Annotated in this window: 16 protein-coding genes; 6 read left to right on the top strand and 10 right to left on the bottom strand. The window is 71.6% G+C overall.

Features of this window, described 5'->3' with window-relative positions; genetic code table 11:
• Window positions 1-25: 25 nt before the first annotated feature.
• The 6 genes from pgl to tkt all read right to left on the bottom strand — a co-directional run bounded on the left by pgl (window position 26) and on the right by tkt (window position 8,319).
• A complete protein-coding gene (gene pgl / locus ACYVOM_RS29755) occupies window positions 26-781 on the bottom strand; it encodes a 6-phosphogluconolactonase (RefSeq protein WP_460306855.1) in 756 nt (251 codons plus the stop codon).
• On the bottom strand, window positions 778-1,791 hold the full coding sequence (gene opcA, locus ACYVOM_RS29760; RefSeq protein ID WP_460306856.1) for a glucose-6-phosphate dehydrogenase assembly protein OpcA: 1,014 nt from the start codon (window positions 1,789-1,791) through the stop codon (window positions 778-780). Before opcA ends, pgl begins: the two co-directional genes overlap by 4 nt.
• Before the next feature lies 1 nt (window position 1,792).
• Window positions 1,793-3,343: a glucose-6-phosphate dehydrogenase gene (gene zwf, locus ACYVOM_RS29765; RefSeq protein WP_460306857.1), complete on the bottom strand. Its 1,551-nt coding sequence runs from the start codon at window positions 3,341-3,343 to the stop codon at window positions 1,793-1,795.
• 123 nt (window positions 3,344-3,466) lie between these two features.
• Window positions 3,467-5,131, bottom strand: a complete 1,665-nt coding sequence (locus ACYVOM_RS29770) for a glucose-6-phosphate isomerase (protein WP_460306858.1) — start codon at window positions 5,129-5,131, stop codon at window positions 3,467-3,469.
• Entirely contained in the window at window positions 5,128-6,225 is a 1,098-nt protein-coding gene (gene tal, locus ACYVOM_RS29775) for a transaldolase (protein ID WP_460306859.1), read from the bottom strand. Before tal ends, ACYVOM_RS29770 begins: the two co-directional genes overlap by 4 nt.
• 3 nt (window positions 6,226-6,228) lie before the next feature.
• Entirely contained in the window at window positions 6,229-8,319 is a 2,091-nt protein-coding gene (gene tkt / locus ACYVOM_RS29780; RefSeq protein WP_460306860.1) for a transketolase, read from the bottom strand.
• A gap of 324 nt (window positions 8,320-8,643) precedes the next feature.
• On the opposite strand from tkt, the gene ACYVOM_RS29785 reads away from it, so the two are divergent.
• Together ACYVOM_RS29785 and ACYVOM_RS29790 are read left to right on the top strand one after the other, a co-directional pair.
• Entirely contained in the window at window positions 8,644-9,642 is a 999-nt protein-coding gene (locus tag ACYVOM_RS29785; protein WP_460306861.1) for a heme o synthase, read from the top strand.
• 67 nt (window positions 9,643-9,709) lie between these two features.
• The gene (locus ACYVOM_RS29790) at window positions 9,710-10,927 is read left to right on the top strand and encodes a PrsW family intramembrane metalloprotease (RefSeq protein WP_460306862.1); all 1,218 of its coding nucleotides are present in this window, start codon (window positions 9,710-9,712) and stop codon (window positions 10,925-10,927) included.
• 77 nt (window positions 10,928-11,004) lie between these two features.
• Here the strand turns inward: ACYVOM_RS29790 and ACYVOM_RS29795 are convergent, their stop codons facing one another.
• The 4 genes from ACYVOM_RS29795 to ACYVOM_RS29810 are packed head-to-tail and all read right to left on the bottom strand — an operon-like array spanning window position 11,005 to window position 14,634.
• The gene (locus ACYVOM_RS29795; RefSeq protein WP_460306863.1) at window positions 11,005-12,018 is read right to left on the bottom strand and encodes a COX15/CtaA family protein; all 1,014 of its coding nucleotides are present in this window, start codon (window positions 12,016-12,018) and stop codon (window positions 11,005-11,007) included.
• A gap of 41 nt (window positions 12,019-12,059) precedes the next feature.
• Window positions 12,060-12,947 (bottom strand): EamA family transporter, encoded by an 888-nt coding sequence (locus tag ACYVOM_RS29800; RefSeq protein WP_460306864.1) that lies wholly within the window; start codon window positions 12,945-12,947, stop codon window positions 12,060-12,062.
• An 8-nt stretch (window positions 12,948-12,955) separates the two neighbouring features.
• Window positions 12,956-13,672, bottom strand: a complete 717-nt coding sequence (locus ACYVOM_RS29805) for an ABC transporter permease (protein ID WP_460307099.1) — start codon at window positions 13,670-13,672, stop codon at window positions 12,956-12,958.
• Window positions 13,673-13,719: 47 nt separating this feature from the next.
• Window positions 13,720-14,634 carry an ABC transporter ATP-binding protein gene (locus ACYVOM_RS29810; protein ID WP_460306865.1) on the bottom strand — a complete coding sequence of 305 codons (915 nt, stop codon included), beginning with the start codon at window positions 14,632-14,634 and terminating at the stop codon, window positions 13,720-13,722.
• A gap of 138 nt (window positions 14,635-14,772) precedes the next feature.
• On the opposite strand from ACYVOM_RS29810, the gene ACYVOM_RS29815 reads away from it, so the two are divergent.
• The 4 genes from ACYVOM_RS29815 (at window position 14,773) to ACYVOM_RS29830 (ending at window position 19,043) form a co-directional block, all read left to right on the top strand.
• Window positions 14,773-15,681, top strand: a complete 909-nt coding sequence (locus ACYVOM_RS29815; protein ID WP_460306866.1) for a F0F1 ATP synthase subunit gamma — start codon at window positions 14,773-14,775, stop codon at window positions 15,679-15,681.
• 134 nt (window positions 15,682-15,815) lie between these two features.
• A complete protein-coding gene (locus ACYVOM_RS29820; protein ID WP_460306867.1) occupies window positions 15,816-16,121 on the top strand; it encodes a DUF3040 domain-containing protein in 306 nt (101 codons plus the stop codon).
• A 227-nt stretch (window positions 16,122-16,348) separates the two neighbouring features.
• Window positions 16,349-17,785 carry an amino acid permease gene (locus tag ACYVOM_RS29825; protein ID WP_460306868.1) on the top strand — a complete coding sequence of 479 codons (1,437 nt, stop codon included), beginning with the start codon at window positions 16,349-16,351 and terminating at the stop codon, window positions 17,783-17,785.
• A 13-nt stretch (window positions 17,786-17,798) separates the two neighbouring features.
• Window positions 17,799-19,043, top strand: a complete 1,245-nt coding sequence (locus ACYVOM_RS29830) for an arginine deiminase (protein ID WP_460306869.1) — start codon at window positions 17,799-17,801, stop codon at window positions 19,041-19,043.
• Window positions 19,044-19,065: the final 22 nt, after the last annotated feature.

The raw sequence follows: 19,065 nt of genomic DNA on the forward strand, positions 1-19,065 counted from the left end.
GCGAAGGGCGCCGGAGAAGAGCGCGCTAGGGCAGCTGGGCAGCCGCGGCCCTGTCGAGCAGGTAGAGGGTCTCCTCGCGGCCCTGGGCGGTCGCGACGGGGGCCTCCGAAGGGGAGGCGCCCGACAGGCCGAGGCGGATGGCGTCGGACTTGCCTTCGCCGGCGGCGACGACCCAGACCTCGCGGGCCGCCTGGATCACCGGGACGGTGAGCGACACGCGGGTGGGCGGCGGCTTGGGGGAGTCGTGCACCGCGATGACGGTGCGCTTGTCCTCAAGGACGCCGGGCAGTCCCGGGAACAGCGACGCGATGTGCGCGTCCGGGCCGACGCCGAGCATGAGCACGTCGAACGACGGGGCCTCCAGCGCGTCCTGCGGCTTCGCGGCGGCGCGCAGCTCGGCGGCGTGCCGTGCGGCGGCCGCCTCCACGTCCGCGCCGTCGGGGCCGTCGGAGGCCGGCATCGGGTGGACCCGCGCGGGGTCCAGCGGCACCGCGTCGAGCAGCGCCTCCCGGGCCTGGAGCGCGTTGCGGTCGGGGTCGCCCTCGGGCACGAACCGCTCGTCGCCCCACCACACGTCGACCTTGGCCCAGTCGACGGCGTCGCGGGCGGGCGAGGCGGCGACCTCGGCGAGCAGCGCGATCCCGATGGTCCCGCCCGTCAGCACGATCGAGGCCTCGCCCCGCACGGCCTGGACGTCGACGATCCTCGTGATCAGCCGGGCCGCGACGGCCTTGGCGAGCAGGTCCGCGCTCTCATGGACGATGATCTTCGGTGCGCTCACGATCCCGCCTTCCTGCGCGTCGCGCGCGGCTTGGGCTGCCCGCCCGCCGCGGCTTCGCCCGCCTCTTCGCCGTTCTGCTCCTCGGCCGGCTCCGCGGGCACCGCGGTGTAGGCGCGGTCGAACCGGGAGACGGCGTCGTGGTAGACCTCGTCCGGGTCGAGCCGCCGCAGCTCCTCGGCCAGCAGCTCCGACATCGGCCGCCGGTGCAGCGCGACCTGCCGGTCGGGCTGGCCCGGCCGGGCGAGCGTGGCGACGCGGCCGTCGGGCCGGGTCACCGCGATGGGGCCTTCGGCGGTCTGCAGGAGGACCGCGGTGATGCCGGGGCCGCCGGACGTGCTGCGCGAGGCCGGCACGTTCAGCCGCCCGCTGAGCCAGGACGCCAGCAGCTCCGCGCTCGGGCTGTCGGGTTCGGCCTGCACCTCGGCCGACAGGATCGGCGCGGACGGCTGGTCCAGCGCGGAGGCCAGGAGCGTGCGCCACGGGGTGAGCCGGGTCCAGGAGAAGTCGGTGTCCCCGGGCTCGTAGGCCTTGTCGAGCTGGATGAGCGTGCCGAGCCTGTCCATGCCCGCGTAGGAGTCCGTGACGCGGCGCTGCGCGAGCGCGCCCAGCGGGTCGTCCGAAGGGTTGGGCGGCGCCTGTCCGGGCCACCAGGTGACGACGGGCGCGTCCGGCACCAGCAGCGGCAGCACGACCGAGTCGGCGTGCTGGGCGAGCGGCCCGTACATGCGCAGGAGGACCGTCTCGCCCGGACCGGTCTCGCCGATCCGGATCTCGGCGTCCAGCCGGGACGAGCTGCCCCGGGCGTCGCGCGAGATGACCGTCAGCACCCGGCAGGGGTGCTCGCGCGCCGCCTCGGTGGCCGCGCGCAGCGAGTCGTACTGGGCCGACTCGTCGGTGACGATCACCAGGGTCAGCACCATGCCGACGGCGGGGCCGCCCATCTGGTGCCGGGCCTGGGTGAGGGACTCCTGGATCTTCCGCGTGGTGGTCGCGGTGAGGTCGATGTTCACGTCAGATCCTCCGCCAGGCGCGGCCGTCGCGCTTCATCATGAGGTCCGAGGACTTCGGCCCGTATCCGCCGGACTTGTACTGGTCGGGGCGGCCGTGGCCGGCCCAGTACTCCTCGACCGGGTCGAGGATCTGCCAGGACAGCTCGACCTCCTCCTGGCGCGGGAAAAGGGGCGGGTCGCCGATGAGGACGTCGAGGATCAGCCGCTCGTAGGCCTCGGGGGACGACTCGGTGAAGGACTCCCCGTAGGCGAAGTCCATGTTGACGTCGCGGACCTCCATGGCCGTGCCGGGCACCTTGGAGCCGAACCGCATGGTGATGCCCTCGTCGGGCTGGATGCGGAAGACCAGGGAGTTCTGGCCGAGCTCCTCGGTCTCGGTGTGCGAGAACGGCAGGTGCGGGGCCTTCTGGAACATCATCGCGACCTCGGTGGCGCGGCGCGACAGCCGCTTGCCGGTGCGCAGGTACCAGGGGACGCCGGCCCAGCGCCGCGAGTCGATCTCCAGCTTGATGGCCGCGTACGTCTCGGTGGTGGAGTTCGACGGGATGCCGTCCTCCTCCAGGTAGCCCTTGACGTCGACGCCGCCCTGCCAGCCCGCCGCGTACTGGCCGCGCGCGCTGGAGCGGCCGAGGTCGCCCTCGGGCAGCCGCACCGAGGAGAGCACCTTGGCCTTCTCCGCGCGGACTGCCTCGGCGCTGAACGACGTCGGCTCCTCCATCGCGGTGAGCGCGAGCAGTTGCAGCAGGTGGTTCTGGATGACGTCGCGGGCCGCGCCGATCCCGTCGTAGTACCCGGCCCGGCCGCCGATGCCGATGTCCTCGGCCATGGTGATCTGCACGTGGTCGACGTAGCTCCGGTTCCAGATCGGCTCGAACATGGTGTTGGCGAAGCGCAGCGCCAGGATGTTCTGGACGGTCTCCTTGCCGAGGTAGTGGTCGATCCGGAAGATCGACTCCTCGGGGAAGACCCGGTGCACGATGTTGTTGAGCTCGCGCGCGCTCTTCAGGTCGTGGCCGAAGGGCTTCTCGATGACGACCCGGCGGAAGCTGCTCTCGGAACGTTCCGCGAGGCCGCTGCGCTGGAGCTGCTCGACCACGACGTCGAAGAACTTCGGCGGGATCGACAGGTAGAACGCGTAGTTCCCGCCGGTGCCGCGCGTCTCGTCGAGCTCCTTGACGGCCAGGGCCAGCGTGTCGAAGGCGCCGGGGTCGTTGAACTCGCCGGGGACGAAGTGCATGCCCTCCGACAGGTGGCGCCAGACGTCCTCGCGGAACGGCGTGCGCGCGTGCTGCTTGACCGCCTCGTAGGCGACCTGCCGGAAGTCCTGGTTCTCCCAGTCGCGCCGGGCGAACCCGACGAGCGAGAAGCCCGGGGGCAGCAGTCCGCGGTTGGCCAGGTCGTAGATGGCCGGAAGCAGCTTCTTGCGCGACAGGTCGCCGGTGACGCCGAACAGCACCAGCACGCTGGGCCCGGCGACGCGGGGAAGTCTCTTGTCACGGGGATCGCGGAGCGGATTCCCGTCGATCCCGATCAGTTCTGCGGGCGAAGGCATGCCCGTCCCTTTCCTGCGTTTCGATCAAAGGTGGCGGTCAAGGAGGGGATCGACCGGTCTTGCGGCGGCGGGCGCTTGGCACGTTCCCGGGCCTCCGCCCGGATCCGCCTCGCGCCGCCGGGTTCAGTTTTTCAGTGCGTCCAGCAGTTGCGCCAGTCCCTCGGCGCGATCGCGCAGGTGGAGCCGCACGGCGGGCATGCCGCGTGCGCGCAGCGCCCGCAGATCGCCCGCGGCCTGCGCCGCCTGGAGCGTCCCGAAGGTGTAGGGGCGGCCCGGCACCGGGACGTCCCGGGACACGGCGCCGGTCAGCTGGAGGAAGACGCCGTTCCGGGGGCCGCCCTTGTGGTACTGGCCTGTGGAGTGCAGGAACCGGGGCCCCCACCCGAAGGTGACGGGCACGGGCCGCCTCAGGCGCTCGGCTCGCAGCGCGAGCAGCGCGCGCAGCCCGGCCGCCTCGGCGTCGTCGCCGGTGCGGTCGAGGTAGGCCATGACGGCGAGGTAGCCGCGGTCGGGCACGGCGCGCAGCACCGCGTCGAGCGCCTCGCCCAGGTCCGCCGGGCGCTCTGCGGGGCCTGGCGCGAACGCCCCGCCGGGGTGGATCTCGACGGCCCCGTCGACGAGGTAGGGCGCGGTGTCCTCCAGCGCCGCCTCGCCCTCGGTCTCGAAGGCGTCGAGGAGTTCCGCGGTGCGGTCCTTGGACTCCTGGACGTCGGGCTGGTCGAACGGGTTGATCCCGAGGACCCGCCCGGCGACCGCGGTCGCGTACTCCCACAGCAGGAACTGCCCGCCGAGCGGGCCCTTCACGGCGAGCGCCGCGGACTCGTAGTCGCCGAGGACCGCGCCGCGCACGTCGGGCGCGGGCGCGAACCCCGGCGCCTCGACGCCCTCCACGACGACGGGCAGGATGCCCCCGCCGTCCTTGCCGGTGGACTCGGCGAGGAGCTGTTCGGCCCACGCGCCGAACCCGGTGAGGCCGGAGCCGTTGTCGGCGATGAGCAGCTTGTCGCGGCCCGCGGAGGCCGCGGTGCCCAGCGCCGCGCCGAGCGCGAGCGCCGGGTTGTCGTACGGCTGGCGGAGCGTCGGCGCGAGCGCCGCCGCCTCGTCCAGCAGCGCGCCCACGTCGGCCCCGGCCAGGGCCGACGGGACGAGGCCGAACGCCGTCAGCGCGCTGTAGCGCCCGCCGACGTCCGGGTCGGACAGGACCACGTGGTACCCGGCCTGGCGCGCGCTGTTCTCCAGCGGCGAGCCCGGATCGGTGACCACGACGAACCGGTGGCGCAGCGCGTCCCCGGTGATCCCGGCCTCGGCGAAGGCCGCCTCGAAGACCCGCCGGTGGCTGTCGGTCTCGATGGTGCCGCCGCTCTTGGACGCCACGACGACGACGGTGCGCGCCGGCTCCTCGGTGATCACCCGGCCGACCTGATGGGGGTCGGTGCCGTCCAGCACGGTCAGCGCGACGCCGGCCGTCCTGGTGATCACCTCGGCGGCCAGCGAGGACCCGCCCATGCCCGCGAGCACGAAGCGGTCCAGGCCCTCGGCCCGGTACTCCTCGGCGAGCCGCGCGAGCGGCTCGACCAGCGCGCGCGACGTCTCGGGCAGATCGAGCCACCCGAGCCGCCGCTCCGCCTCGGCCACCGCGTCAGGACCCCACAGATGGGTGTTCCTGGCCGCGAGCGCCGCGGGGACTCCGTCGGAGGAGAGCCGCTGGAGCATGCTCTCGGTCTCCTCCACGGCGTCACCGCGCACGGTGACCGAGACTCCCGCCGCCGCCGTGACGACAGAGGTCACGCCTTGGCCTCCAGCTCGGTCTTCAGGGTGTCCAGCAACTGGTTCCAGGAGACCTCGAACTTGTCGACGCCCTCGTCCTCGAGGACGCGGACGACGTCGTCGTAGTCGATGCCGGCGTCCTTCAGCTCGGCGAAGACCGCGTGGGCCGCCGCGTAGGAGCCGGTGACGGTGTCGCCGGTGATCTGCGCGTGGTCGGCGGCAGCCTTCAGCGTCGCCTCCGGCATCGTGTTGACGGTGCCCGGCGCGACGAGTTCGGTGACGTAGAGCGTGTCGGGCAGCGCCGGGTCCTTGACGCCGGTGGAGGCCCACAGCGGGCGCTGCGGGCGGGCTCCGGCGTCGGCCAGGGCCTTCCAGCGGTCCGAGGCGAACTTCTGCTCGTACAGCTCGTAGGCGAGCTGGGCGTTGGCGACGCCGGCCTTGCTCTTCAGCCCGCCCTTGCCGAGCTTCTCCAGCCGCTTGTCGATCTCGGTGTCCACGCGGGACACGAAGAACGACGCCACCGACTCGATCCCGTGCACGTCGTGGCCGTTCGCGCGGGCCTGCTCCAGGCCGGCGAAGAAGGCGTCGATGACCTCGCCGTAGCGCTCCAGCGAGAAGATCAGCGTGACGTTGACGCTGATGCCCTCGGCCAGCACCGCGGTGATCGCGGGCAGGCCCTCGCGGGTCGCCGGGATCTTGACCATCAGGTTCGGCCGGTCGACCTGCCACCACAGGGCCTTGGCCTCGGCGATGGTCGGCTCGGTCTTGCGCGCCAGGCGGGGGTCGACCTCGATCGACACCCGGCCGTCGACGCCGTCGGTGCGGTCGAAGACCGGCCGCAGCACGTCGCAGGCCCAGCGGATGTCGTAGGCGGGGACGGCCCGGGAGGCCTCCTCGACGCTGACGCCGCGCACGGCGAGCTCGCGGAGCTGGGCGTCGTAGGCGTCGCCCTTGCTCAGCGCGTTGGCGAAGATGGTCGGGTTGGAGGTCACGCCGACGACGTTGGAGTTCTGCACCAGGTCGGCGAGGTTGCCCGAGCGCAGGCGCTCGCGGCTCACGTCGTCGAGCCAGATGGAGACGCCGGCGTCGGAGAGGTTCTTCAGGTTGTCACTCATTGCTCATCCCTTGGCCTTGGTGAGGCTTTCGCGGGCGGCGGCCACCACCGCATCGGGGGTGATGCCGAATTCCTTGAACAGCGTCTTGTAGTCGGCGGAGGCGCCGAAGTGCTCCAGGCTGACCGACGCGCCGAGGTCGCCGACGAACTGGCGCCAGCCGAGGGCGATGCCGGCCTCGACCGAGACGCGGGCGCGCACCGCGGGCGGCAGCACCTCGTTGCGGTACGCCTCGTCCTGCGACGCGAACCACTCGACGCACGGCATCGACACCACGCGGGTGGGCGTGCCGGACGACTGGAGCGACTCGCGGGCGGCGAGGGCGATCTCGACCTCGGAGCCGGTGGCGATGACGATCACCTCGGGCGCGCCGCCGTCGGCCTCCGCCAGGACGTAGCCGCCCTTGGCGGTGCCCTCGGCGGAGGCGTAGACGTCGCGGTCGAACGTCGGGACCTTCTGGCGGGTCAGCGCGAGGCCCGCCGGACGGTCGCCGTGCTCCAGGATGGTGCGCCAGGCGACGGCGGTCTCGTTGGCGTCCGCCGGGCGGACGACGTCGAGGCCGGGGATCGCGCGCAGCGCCCACAGGTGCTCGACCGGCTGGTGGGTCGGGCCGTCCTCGCCGAGGCCGATGGAGTCGTGGGTCCACACGTAGGTGACCGGAAGCTCCATCAGGGCCGCGAGGCGGACCGACGGGCGCATGTAGTCGGAGAAGACCAGGAAGGTGCCGCCGTAGGGGCGGGTGCCGCCGTGCAGGGCGATGCCGTTGAGGATCGCGCCCATGGCGTGCTCGCGGATGCCGAAGTGCAGGGTGCGGCCGTAGGGGCCGCCCTGCCACTCGTCGGTCTGGAACTCCGCGGGGATGAAGGACGGCTCGCCCTTCATCGTGGTGTTGTTGGACTCGGCGAGGTCGGCCGAGCCGCCCCACAGCTCCGGCAGCTCCCCGCCGATGGCCGAGAGCACCTCGCCGGAGGCGGCGCGGGTCGCGAGGTCCTTGCCCGCCGGGAACTCCGGCAGCTTGGAGGTCCAGCCCTCGGGCAGGGCGCGGGCGGCGATCCGGTCGTACTCGGCCGCGCGCTCGGGGTTGGCCGCGCGCCAGGCCTGGTACTTCTCGTCCCACGCCTTGCGGATCGCGGCGCCCCGGTCGGCGACCTTGCGCGCGTGCGCGAGGACCTCGGGCGCGACGTCGAAGTCCTTGGCCGGGTCGAAGCCGAGGATCTCCTTGGTGGCGGCGACCTCGGAGGCGCCGAGCGCCGAGCCGTGGATCTTGCCGGTGTCCTTCTTGTTCGGCGCGGGCCAGCCGATGACGGTCCGCAGCGCGACGAAGGTCGGGCGGTTCGAGTCGAGCTTGGCGGCCTCGAGCACCTCGTGCAGGCGCCGGACGTCCTCGACGTACTCGCCGGTCTTCAGCCAGTCGACCCGGACGGTCTCCCAGCCGTAGGCGGCGTAGCGGGCCAGGACGTCCTCGGACATCGCGATCTGGGTGTCGTCCTCGATCGAGATGCGGTTGTCGTCCCAGACGACCACGAGGTTGCCGAGGCGCTGGTGGCCCGCGATGGCGCTGGCCTCGTGGCTGATGCCCTCCTGGACGTCGCCGTCGGAGCAGAACGCCCAGATGGTGTGGTCGAAGGGGGACTGGCCGGGCGCGGCTTCGGGGTCGAACAGGCCGCGCTCGCGGCGGGCGGCCATGGCCATGCCCACCGCGTTGGCGATGCCCTGGCCGAGCGGGCCGGTCGTGGTCTCCACGCCGGCGGTGAAGCCGTGCTCGGGGTGGGCCGGGGTCTTGCTGCCCCAGGTGCGCAGGGCCTTCAGGTCGTCCAGTTCCAGGCCGTAGCCGGAAAGGTAGAGCTGGATGTAGAGCGTGAGGCTGGAGTGGCCGCAGGACAGCACGAAGCGGTCGCGACCGGGCCACGCCGGGTCGGCCGGGTCGTGCCTGAGCACCTTGTTGAACAGCAGGTAGGCGGCCGGAGCCAGGCTCATCGCGGTGCCCGGGTGCCCTGAGCCCACCTTCTCGACGGCGTCCATGGCCAGGACACGGACGGTGTCCACGGCCCGGTCGTCCAGCTCGGACCAGTCAAGAGCGAGTTTGTCGGTAGTCACCGGAGAAGTCGGTCCTTCCACAAGTTCTTTGGGTTGTCGGGTCGACCACGCCCGTGCCCGAGGCGCTGATCTCTGCGAGCCTACTCATTATGGCCTTCGCATGGATTGGTCTAAACCAATCGACCCCATAAGCGAGAACACCGAGCACATGCCCGATCATTCCGTGTCCGAACCCCGCCCGGGTCACCGGTACGGGGGAGGGGGCAGGTGAAACACCGCACCCGATGGTGGACCCCGCGGGGGTCGGCACTACAGTGAGTTCGCGGCCGCATGGGGCGACCGTGATCCAGTCGAGTGGTCAGTTGAGCAGAAGGCTTTCCAGTTGTGACGGTGCTCAGTAACCGGGCCGGCCACGGCTCCGGCGTCCGCGGTGAGGTCGAGCCGGTCGAGGTCGAGGCGGTCGAGGCCGCACCCGCCCAGTCGGCCGAGGCGCCGCTCACGATCGGCGCGAAGATCGGCGCCTATGTCGCGCTCACCAAGCCGCGGGTCATCGAACTCCTGCTGATCACCACGCTACCCGTGATGTTCCTGGCGGCCAAGGGCCTGCCCGACCTCGGCCTCGTCCTGGCCACGCTGGTCTGGGGTTTCATGTCGGCGGGCAGCGCCAACTCGATCAACTGCTTCATCGACCGCGACATCGACGCGAAGATGCGCCGGACCCGCCGCCGCCCGCTGGCCCGCCACCAGGTGAGCCCCGTCGGCGCGCTGATCTTCGGCACCTCCCTCGGCGTGATCTCCACGGTCGGCTTCCTGCTGACCGTGAACGCCCTCGCCGCCGCGCTGTCGGTCTTCGCGATCCTCTACTACGTCTTCGTCTACTCGATGGTGCTGAAGCGCCGCACGAAGCAGAACATCGTGTGGGGCGGCATCGCCGGGTGCATGCCCGTCCTCATCGGCTGGGCCGCCGTCACCGGGTCGCTCGCGGCCACCCCGTTCATCCTGTTCGGCGTCGTCTTCCTGTGGACCCCGCCGCACACCTGGACGCTGGCGATGCGCTACAAGGAGGACTACGCCCTCGCGGGCGTGCCGATGCTCCCGGTCGTCGCCACCGACAAGCGCGTGGTCGTCGAGTGCGTGATCTACACCTGGGCGACCGTGGCGTGCTCCCTGGCCCTGTGGCCGGCGGCCGACCTGACCCCCGTCTACGGCGTCGTCGCCGTCGTCCTCGGCGCGATCTTCGTCTTCGAGGCGCACCGGCTGCTGGTCCGGGTGAACAAGGGCCTCACCGGCGCGCTGCTGCGGCCGATGCGCTTCTTCCACCTGTCGAACACCTACCTCGCGCTGCTGTTCACCGCCGTCGCGATCGACTTCCTCTTCCAGTGACCGCGCGGCCGTCCGGCGGGGGTAAGGCCCCTTAACGGGCGGCCCGGCGGTCGACTACTCTCGCGACATGACGACGCTCGATCCCCAGGCGATCCTGGACGGCCGGACCCCCGGCCGTCCTTCGCTGAAGCTGATCGTCGGCCTGGTCGTCACCTCGACCTGCGCCCTGGCCACGCTCGCCGTCTTCGCGTTCCTCGGCCAGGGCGGCACCTTCTTCGTGGGCCTCGGCCTCGCCCTCCTGCCGGTCCCGATCCTGCTGTCGGCGGTGCTGCTGCTCGACCGGCTGGAGCCCGAGCCCGTCCGGGACCTGGTCTTCGCGTTCCTGTGGGGCGCGGGCGTGGCCGTCGTCGGGGCCCTGATCCTGAACACCCTGGGCTACAGATATGTCACCGCGCCGTTCTTCGGCGACGACCAGGGCCTGTTCTGGACGGCGACGGTCGGGGCCCCGGTCATCGAGGAGTCGCTGAAGGGCGCGGTCCTGTTCGTCCTGCTGTGGTTCCGCCGCAACGAGATCGACGGGATCACCGACGGGATCGTCTACGCCGCGATGGTCGCGCTCGGCTTCGCGATGATGGAGAACATCTCCTATTACATGCAGGCCATCGACGACGGCGGCCAGGGCCGTCTGGAGGCGGTCTTCATCCTTCGCGGCCTGATCTCGCCGCTCGGCCACCCCCTCTTCACCGCCATGACGGGCCTGGGCGTCGCGTGGGCGGCCAACCACCGGGTCGGGCGGGTCCCGGCGGTCGTGCTGGGCCTGCTCGGCGCGATCGCGCTGCACGCCCTGTGGAACGGCGCCGCCGCCTACGGCCTGAAGGGCCTCGCCGTCGTCTACATCCTGGACTTCTGCCTCCTGCTGGTGCTGCTCACCCTGGTCTTCTTCGAGCGCCGCGCGCTGGTCAACAAGATCGGCAGGTACCTGCCCGCCTACGTCCCGACGGGCCTGGTCTCGCCGCAGGACATCGTCATGCTGGGCCACATCCAGCGCAGGCGCGCCGCCCGCCGGTGGGCCAAGGGCATCGGCGGCAAGGGCGCGGCCCGCGCCATGTCGGACTACCAGCTGGGCGCGACCGAACTCGTCCTGCTGCACCAGCGCTTCGACGCCGGCGTGATCGACCCCGGCTTCTTCACCACCCGCCGCAACGAGCTGCTCAACCTCCTCGCCGTGGCCCGCCAGGCCCTGATCCTGAGCAGGCCCCAGCAGCAGCCCGTGACCCCGCCCTGGGGCCCCTCGGGACTCACCGGCCCGCACCGGCTCCCACCGCCGCAGTCCCCCGGCCGCTGAACGGCGAACGCCCGGCTCCTGGAGTGGAGCCGGGCGTTCGGTGCGACAGGGCCGCGCGACAGGGCCGTGCGACAGGGTCAGGCGGCTGGGGCGGGGGCCGCTTCCACCCGCACCCGCTGGCTGAACAGGACGTGCAGGGTGGCGATCCACAGGATCGCCGAGCCGAACAGGTGGACGCCGACGAGGGCCGTCTGGACGTCCACGGCGGTGGTGGACAGGTCGGTGTTCCCGTCGAAGCTCTCCAGCAGGAAGAACTGGGCGTAGCCGATCACGCCCTGCAGGAGCACCGCGCCCAGGAACAGGTGCACGGCCCTGCGGGTGCGCGCCGGGGCGTTGGTCCTGGCCATCAGCACCAGCAGCGCGGCGGCGACGATGACGGACGCCCAGGCCAGGAACGAGTGGATCCGGGTGATGTCGTGCAGGTGCATGAAGGTGAGCCGGCCCGCCGCGGCATCGCCCGCGTGCGGCCCGGTGCCGGTGACGAGGGTCCCGGCGACCAGGACCGCCATGACGACGGCCGTCAGCAGCAGCGCGGCCTTGCGGACGGGGTCGGCGACCAGGACGCGCACGGGCCCGTCGCCCTCGCCGACCCTGACGTACAGCAGGAACGCCACGAAGATCATGGCCGAGGAGACGAGGTAGTGGATCGAGACCGTGATCGGGTTGAGCTTGGTGAGCACGGTGATGCCGCCGATGCCGGCCTGGGCCAGCACGCCGATCGGCTGGAACAGGGCGAGCACGACGAGTTCGCGGCGCTGCGGGACCAGCCGCCGGGCCGCGACGTAGACGGCGATCGCGACGGCCAGCACCAGGAAGGTGAGCATCCGGTTGCCGAACTCGATGAGCATGTTGAGCAGCGAGTGGCTCGGGGTCGCCGACGGCACGAGGCTCTCGCCGGTGCACTTGGGCCAGGTCGGGCAGCCCAGGCCGGACGCGGTGAGCCGGACCACGCCCCCGGTGAGGATGATCCCGGCGTTCACCACGACGCCGAAGAGCGCGAGCAGGCGCAGCGACGCGGTGGAGGGGTTCCAGACGGCGTCGCGCGCTCTGGCCAGCAGGGACTTGCTCTTGTCAACGGTCGTCACAGCCACGCGCTCATCGTAGGACGGCCTCCGCGGTGGCCCGACCCGGGTCAGGTCCTGGCGCCGCGGGTCGCTCCGGCGCAGGCCAGCATGACCGCGAGGATCGCCGCCCACTGGAGCGCCGACAGGTGCTCGCCGAGCAGCAGCACCCCGACGAGCGCGGCGACGGCGGGCTCCAGGCTCATGAGGATGCCGAAGACGCCCTGCGGGATGCGCCGCAGCGCCTCCAGCTCCAGCGTGTAGGGCACCACCGACGACAGCAGCCCCACGCCGACGCCGAGGGCGACCAGCTCCGGGGTGAGCACCGAGAAGCCCGCGTCGGCCAGCACGATCATGCCGGGCGGCAGGACCAGGACCGTCGCCACCACGCTGGCCATGGCGAGGCCGGTGGCGCCCGGCAGCCGCCTCCCGGCAGCCGCCGCGGCGAAGATGTACAGGGCCCAGCCGAGGCCCGCCAGCAGCGCCCACAGGACGCCGGGCACGTTGACGTCGCCGCCGTCCCCGGCCAGCGCGACGACGCCGCCGAGGGCCAGCGCGGCCCACAGCAGGTCCACCGGCTTGCGGGACGACAGGACGGCCACGCTCAGCGGGCCGAGGAACTCGATCGTCACCGCGATGCCGAGCGGGATGTGCTGGAGCGACTGGTAGATCGAGAAGTTCATCAGGGCCAGGGACCCGCCGAGCGCGGCGGCCGCGCCAAGGTCGCGCCGGGACGCCCCGCGCAGCACCCGCCACAGCTTCTTGCGCACCGCGAACCCGACGACGACCGCCGAGGTCACCAGCCGCAGCACCACGATCGACGAGGGCGGCAGCCTGTCGAACATGCCCTTGGCCAGCCCCGCGCCGATCTGCACGGACAGGATCCCGCAGAGCACCAGCAGCGAGGGCGGCACGGACCCCAGGCCGACGATCCCCCCGGACCGGGCCTCACTCGCCACGTCCCGCCCTACTCCCACCGGAAGAAGCGGGCGGCGAGGGCCAGGCCGGCGGCGGCCCAGACGGTGAGGATGAGGAGCTGGGTTCCGGGGAACGCGGCCCCGTCGGCGAGGACGGCGCGCAGCGCGCCGGACAGCGCGGAGATCGGCAGCAGCTCCAGCGCGGACGCCATCGCGGGGGGGAACTCGTCCAGCGGGAAGACGACGCCGCCGAGCACGAGCAGCAGCAGGTAGACCAGGTTGGCCGCGGCGAGGGTCGCCTCGGCCCGCAGCGTCCCGGCCATCAGCAGGCCGAACCCGCTGAACGCCGCGGTGCCCAGCAGCACCGCGAGGACGGCCGCGGCGGGATTGCGCGCCGGGCTCCAGCCGAGCGCCAGCGCCACCGCGATGATCACCACGGCCTGGATCAGCTCGACCAGCACGACGGTGAGCGTCTTGGCGAGGATGAGCCCGGAGCGCGGCAGCGGCGTCGACCCGAGCCGCTTCAGCACCCCGTAGCGCCGCTCGAAGCCCGTCCCGATCGCCTGCCCGGTGAACGCCGTCGACATGACGGCGAGGGCCAGCACGCCCGGCGTCAGGAAGTCCACCCGCTCGCCCTCGCCGAGGTCGAGCAGCGAGGTGAGGCTGAACACGGTGAGCAGCAGCACCGGGATGATCAGGGTGAGCAGCAGCTGCTCGCCATTGCGCAGCACGGCCTTCAGCTCGTAGGAGGTCTGCGCGGCGACCATGCGGGACAGCGGAGCGGCCTGCGGCCGCGGGGCGAGGTCCAGGACGGTCACGAGCGCAGCTCCCTGCCGGTCAGTTCGAGGAAGACGTCTTCGAGGGTGCGGCGCTCGATGCGCAGGTCCTCGGCGAGGACGCCGTGGGAGGCGCACCAGGCGGTGACGGTCGCCAGGAGCTCGGGGCCGACCCGGCCCTCGATCAGGTAGTGCCCGGCCGGGGACTCCTTGGCGGCGCTGCCGTCGGGCAGGGCGTTGAGGAGCTCGTCGAGGCCGAGGCCGGTGCGGGCGCGGAACCTCAGCTGGTGCTCGGCGCCGGTCAGCGCGGCGGGTGCGTCCTCGGCGACCACCCTGCCCCGGTCGATGATGACGATCCGGTCGGCGAGCTGCTCGGCCTCGTCCATGAAGTGGGTGGTGAGCAGCACCGAGACGCCGGCGGCGCGCAGATCGGTGATCAGCTCCCACGTGGCGTGGCGGGACTGCGGGTCGAGGCCGGCGGTCGGCTCGTCGAGGAAGACCAGCTCGGGCCTGCCGATGATCGCCGCGGCGAGCGACAGCCGCTGCTGCTGGCCGCCCGACAGCCGCCGGTAGGGCGTGCGGGCGTGCTCGGTGAGGCCGAGCCGGTCCATCAGCGCGGCGGGGTCCAGCGGGTGGGTGTGGAACGAGGCCATGAGGCGGAGGAACTCCCCGGCCTTGGCCGTGCCCGGCACCCCGCCCGTCTGCGGCATCACGCCGACGCGGGCGCGCAGTTCCCGGTCGCCGGGCGCGAGGCCGAGGACGCGGACGGTCCCGCCGTCGTGCGCGCGGTACCCCTCGCAGATCTCCAGGGTGCTCGTCTTGCCCGCCCCGTTGGGCCCGAGCAGCGCCGTGACGTCGCCGCGGCGGGCCGTGAACGACAGGTCCGCGACCGCCGTGGTCCGCCCGTAGCGCTTGACCAGGCCGGTGATCTCCAGTGCGGGGGGTGCTGCCATGCCTGGAAGTCTAGATGTGGGTTCTGAGGGGTCCGGCACTGGCCGGGGGTAAAGAAGAACGTGGGTGCGGGGCTGGACACGGCCAATTGTGCGGCGCGGGCGGTTCCGGGCGGCGGGCGGTCTGGCACCGTCGGAGGTATGGGGGCTGAACTCAGGAAGCTGCGGGGGCGGATCCGCTCGATCAGCGCGACCGCCAAGATCACCCGCGCGCAGGAGCTGATCGCGGCCTCACGCATCTCGCGGGCGCAGGCCCGCCAAGCGGCGTCGCGGCCTTACGCGCGGCAGATCGTGCGGGCGGTCAGCGCGCTGATGACGCACAACGTGACGGAGGACCACGCGCTGCTCAACCGCAAACCCGACATGTCGCGGGTCGCCGTCCTCATGATCACCGGCGACCGAGGGTTCTGCGGCGCCTACAACGCCAACGTCCTGAGGCACGGCAACGCCTTGGAGAAGATGCTGCGCGCCGAGGGCAAGGAGGTCGTCTTCTACCTGTGCGGCCGCAAGGCGGTGGAGAACTTCACCTACAACGGCAGACCGATCGAGAGGTCGTGGCAGGGGGAGTCGGGCGAGCCGTCCTACGCGATGGCCGCCGACATCGGCCGCACCCTCGTCGAGCGGTTCGACACGCCGACGGTCGAGGGCGGCGTGGGCGAGGTGCACATCATCTACACCCGGTTCGTCTCGATGATCAGCCAGGATCTGACGGTCCGCCGCATCCTCCCCCTGGCGATCGAGGACGTCGAGGGGGAGCCGGGCGAAGGGCCGTCGGCCACCTACGACTTCGAGCCGACCGTCGGCGACGTCCTGGACGTCCTGATCCAGCAGTACGTCCGCGGCCGCATGTGGAACATGCTCCTGGAGTCCGCCGCCTCCGAGCACGCCGCCCGCCGCCAGGCCATGATGTCGGCCACCGACAACGCCAACGACCTGATCTTCCGTCTCACCCGCCGGGCCAACGAGGCCCGCCAGGCCGAGGTCACCAACGAGCTCATCGACATCATCAGCGGCGCGAACGCGCTGACCGCCGAGAGCAAGCGGGACTGAGGGGGGACCCGGCCCCGCCCCGCACGGTTCCGGTCATGTGTTTTGGAAAGTTTCCCCAGGTTCGGGTAAACCGGACGGGCGTCGGCCGCTGTGCGCCGGCGCTCGGTCGTCCAGGACTTTTCGGGGGAACAGGCATGGACCAGGAGCGGGTGCCGGAGACGGCTCACGAGGACGCGCCGCTCAGCGCCGCGGAGAGCGCGGCGGTGGCGGCGCTCGGGCGCAGGCTCGCGGCCGAGGACCCCGGGTTCGCCCGGCGGATCGGCGGTTTCGGCGGCTACGAGACCAGCCCGCTCGGCCTGCCCACCCGGTGGACCGCGGTGCCCGCCGCGCTGGTCGCGGTGCTGATCGCGGCCCTCGCGCTCCTCGGCGCGACCGCGGCCGAGGCCCCCGCGCCGGGGTCGGTCCACCAGGGCACGATCAACTCCCTCCACCTGGAGTAGCGCCCCGCCGTCGCGCGCCGCGCCCGCCCGGGGTCAACACGCCTTCCTCGGTGGGTAAAAGCTCCAGCAATTCGGGTTATTACTCCCAGATCTTCGTCCCCTTTGTCAGATTTCGGAAAGAGTTTCGGTTCCGAAGCCTTCGGGGAGGCAGAGTCATGTCGGGAATCTTGTCCGCCGGGACCTGTTTTCGGGGGACTCGATAGGGCTCTGTGCGTTCGGGGGGCGACATGGGGGAGCCGCGTGCTCATGCGGGCGCGCCTGCGTCCGGGGCCACCGCTCTAGGGCCTGAGGACGCCGTCGGCGGAGACATCTCCGCGGGCGGGAGACTCGGACTGCCGGGGGCGGTCGCGCTGGTCATCGGCAACATCGTCGGCACGGGCATCTTCCTGCTGCCGTCCTCGCTGGCCGCCATCGGCTCGGTCAGCATCCTCGTGCTGCTGCTCGTGACGATCGGCGCGATCGCCCTGGCGATCGTCTTCGGCAAGCTCGGCAGCCGCATCCCCGCGGGCGGTGGACCCTACGCCTACGCCCGCGACGCGTTCGGCGAGTTCGCCGGCTTCTGGGTCGCCTGGTCGTTCTGGCTGACGGCCTGGATCGGCAACGCGGGCATCGCCTTCGCCTGGGTCGGCTACGTCAACTCCCTCTTCGGATGGCGCGCCGACAACCCGATCCAGAACATCGTCATCGGCCTCGTCGGCCTGTGGATCCCCGCGTTCATCAACCTCACCGGCGTGAAGAACATCGGCCTGTTCCAGATGGTGACCACGGTCCTGAAGTTCGTGCCGCTGCTGTTCGTCGGCCTCGTCGGCCTCTTCTTCGTCAAGGGCGGCAACTTCCCCGCTTGGAACGCCACAGGCGGCTCCCTGTGGGCCGCGATCGCCCTCGCCGCGGGCCTCATCCTCTTCGCCTACTCCGGCATGGAGAGCGTGACGATCGTCGCCGAGCGCCTCAAGGACCCGGTCCGCAACATCGGCAAGGCGAGCATCTACGGCGTGCTCGCCTGCGCCGCGATGTACCTGCTCGCCACGATCGCCATCTTCGGCACCGTGCCCGCCGGCCAGCTGACCGGCTCGACGGCCCCGTTCGCCGACGCCATCAACAACATGTTCGGCGGCGGCATCTGGGGCAAGGTGATGGCCGCGTGCGCCGTCATCTCCGGCATCGGAGCCCTGAACGGCTGGACGATGCTGGTCGCCGAGATGCCGATGGCCGCCGCCCAGGACCGGATGTTCCCGACCCCGTTCGCCCGGCTGTCGCGGCGCGGCGCCCCGGTGTTCGGCATCCTGCTCGGCACCGTCCTCACCTCGCTCATGCTCGTGTACGCCTACCTCGGCTCCGAGTCCGGCTTCGACACGATCCTGCTGCTCGCGTCGTTCACCACCGCGCTCCCGTACTTCTTCTCCGCGGCCGCCCAGCTGTTCTGGCTCGTCACCGGAGGCCGCGAGGTCAACAAGGGCAGGCTCCTGCGCGACCTCGCGATCACCTGCCTGGCCCTGCTGTTCGGCGCGTGGATCGTCTACGGCGCGGGCGCGGACGCGGCCCTGCTCGGAATGCTCATGATGCTGGTCGGCGTCCCCGTCTACATCTGGGTCAAGGCCAAGCGCGGGGAGTACGGCCCGAAGGAGACGACCCGCCGCGCGGTGACCCGCAACGAGACCATCTAAGGGAGGGAACCCCATGGCTTTCCATGTCGATTCCGAGGTCGGCAGGCTCAAGCAGGTCCTGCTGCACAAGCCTGAGCTGGCGCTGCAGCGGCTGACCCCGTCGAACAAGGACGAGCTGCTCTTCGACGACGTGCTCTGGGTGGAGCGCGCCAAGGAGGAGCACGACGAGTTCCGCGCCCTCCTGGAGAGCCGCGGCATCCGCGTCCACATGCTCGCCGACCTGCTGCGCGAGACCATCGGCATCCCCGAGGCCAAGAAGTACATCCTCGACCACATCATCGACGATCGCTTCTTCGGCCCGCTGGCGACCGACGCGATCCGCAACACCCTGGACGCGATGGACGACCTGTTCCTCGGCCGGACGCTGACGGGCGGCATCACCAAGCGGGAGATGCTCCAGCGGATGCCCGAGCCGAAGTCCATCGCGTTCCACTCGATGGACATGGACGGGTTCGTCCTCCCGCCGCTGCCGAACCACCTGTTCACCCGCGACACGTCCTGCTGGGTCTACGACGGCGTCTCGATCAACGCTATGCGCAAGAAGGCCCGCATGCGCGAGACGACGAACATGGAGGCGATCTACCGCTTCCACCCGATGTTCGCCTCCGGCTACGACCGGCCCGACGAGGGCGGCTACCACATCTGGAACCACGGCTCGGTGTCGGCGCCCGCGACCCTGGAGGGCGGCGACGTCCTCGTCATCGGCGACGGCGCGGTGCTCATCGGCATGAGCGAGCGCTCCCAGCCGCAGTCGGTGGAGATGCTGGCGCGGAACCTGTTCAAGCACGGGTCCGCCAAGAAGATCGTCGCGCTGAACATGCCGAAGGCCCGCGCGTTCATGCACCTGGACACGGTGATGACGAACGTCAGCCCGGGCGTGTTCACCAAGTACGCGGGCATGGGGATGCTCCCGTCGTACACGATCGAGCCGGGTGACACCGAGAAGGAGCTGAAGGTCACCGACCACGCTCCGGAGGACATGCACAGGGCCATCGGCCGGGCCATCGGCATCGACGAGGCCAAGATGCTCACCGCCACGCAGGACGTCATGGCCGCCGAGCGCGAGCAGTGGGACGACGGGTGCAACGTGCTCACCCTGGAGCCCGGCGTCGTCGTCGCCTACGAGCGCAACACCACCACCAACAACTTCCTGCGCCGGCACGGCGTGGAGGTCCTCACCATCAAGGGCAGCGAGCTGGGGCGGGGCCGGGGCGGCCCGCGCTGCATGTCCTGCCCGATGGAGCGCGAAGCCAACTGACGCGCGCCACGCCATCTAGGGG

This window comes from Actinocorallia aurea (assembly GCF_054783995.1).

Excerpts from the sequence above, each read along its gene's own strand:
- ACYVOM_RS29815 (WP_460306866.1), top strand. The coding sequence starts at position 14,773 with ATGGGGGCTGAACTCAGGAAGCTGCGGGGGCGGATCCGCTCGATCAGC.
- ACYVOM_RS29805 (WP_460307099.1), bottom strand. The coding sequence starts at position 13,672 with ATGGTCGCCGCGCAGACCTCCTACGAGCTGAAGGCCGTGCTGCGCAAT.
- ACYVOM_RS29820 (WP_460306867.1), top strand. The coding sequence starts at position 15,816 with ATGGACCAGGAGCGGGTGCCGGAGACGGCTCACGAGGACGCGCCGCTC.
- ACYVOM_RS29790 (WP_460306862.1), top strand. The coding sequence starts at position 9,710 with ATGACGACGCTCGATCCCCAGGCGATCCTGGACGGCCGGACCCCCGGC.
- zwf (WP_460306857.1), bottom strand. The coding sequence starts at position 3,343 with ATGCCTTCGCCCGCAGAACTGATCGGGATCGACGGGAATCCGCTCCGC.
- tal (WP_460306859.1), bottom strand. The coding sequence starts at position 6,225 with ATGAGTGACAACCTGAAGAACCTCTCCGACGCCGGCGTCTCCATCTGG.
- ACYVOM_RS29810 (WP_460306865.1), bottom strand. The coding sequence starts at position 14,634 with ATGGCAGCACCCCCCGCACTGGAGATCACCGGCCTGGTCAAGCGCTAC.
- ACYVOM_RS29825 (WP_460306868.1), top strand. The coding sequence starts at position 16,349 with ATGGGGGAGCCGCGTGCTCATGCGGGCGCGCCTGCGTCCGGGGCCACC.
- ACYVOM_RS29830 (WP_460306869.1), top strand. The coding sequence starts at position 17,799 with ATGGCTTTCCATGTCGATTCCGAGGTCGGCAGGCTCAAGCAGGTCCTG.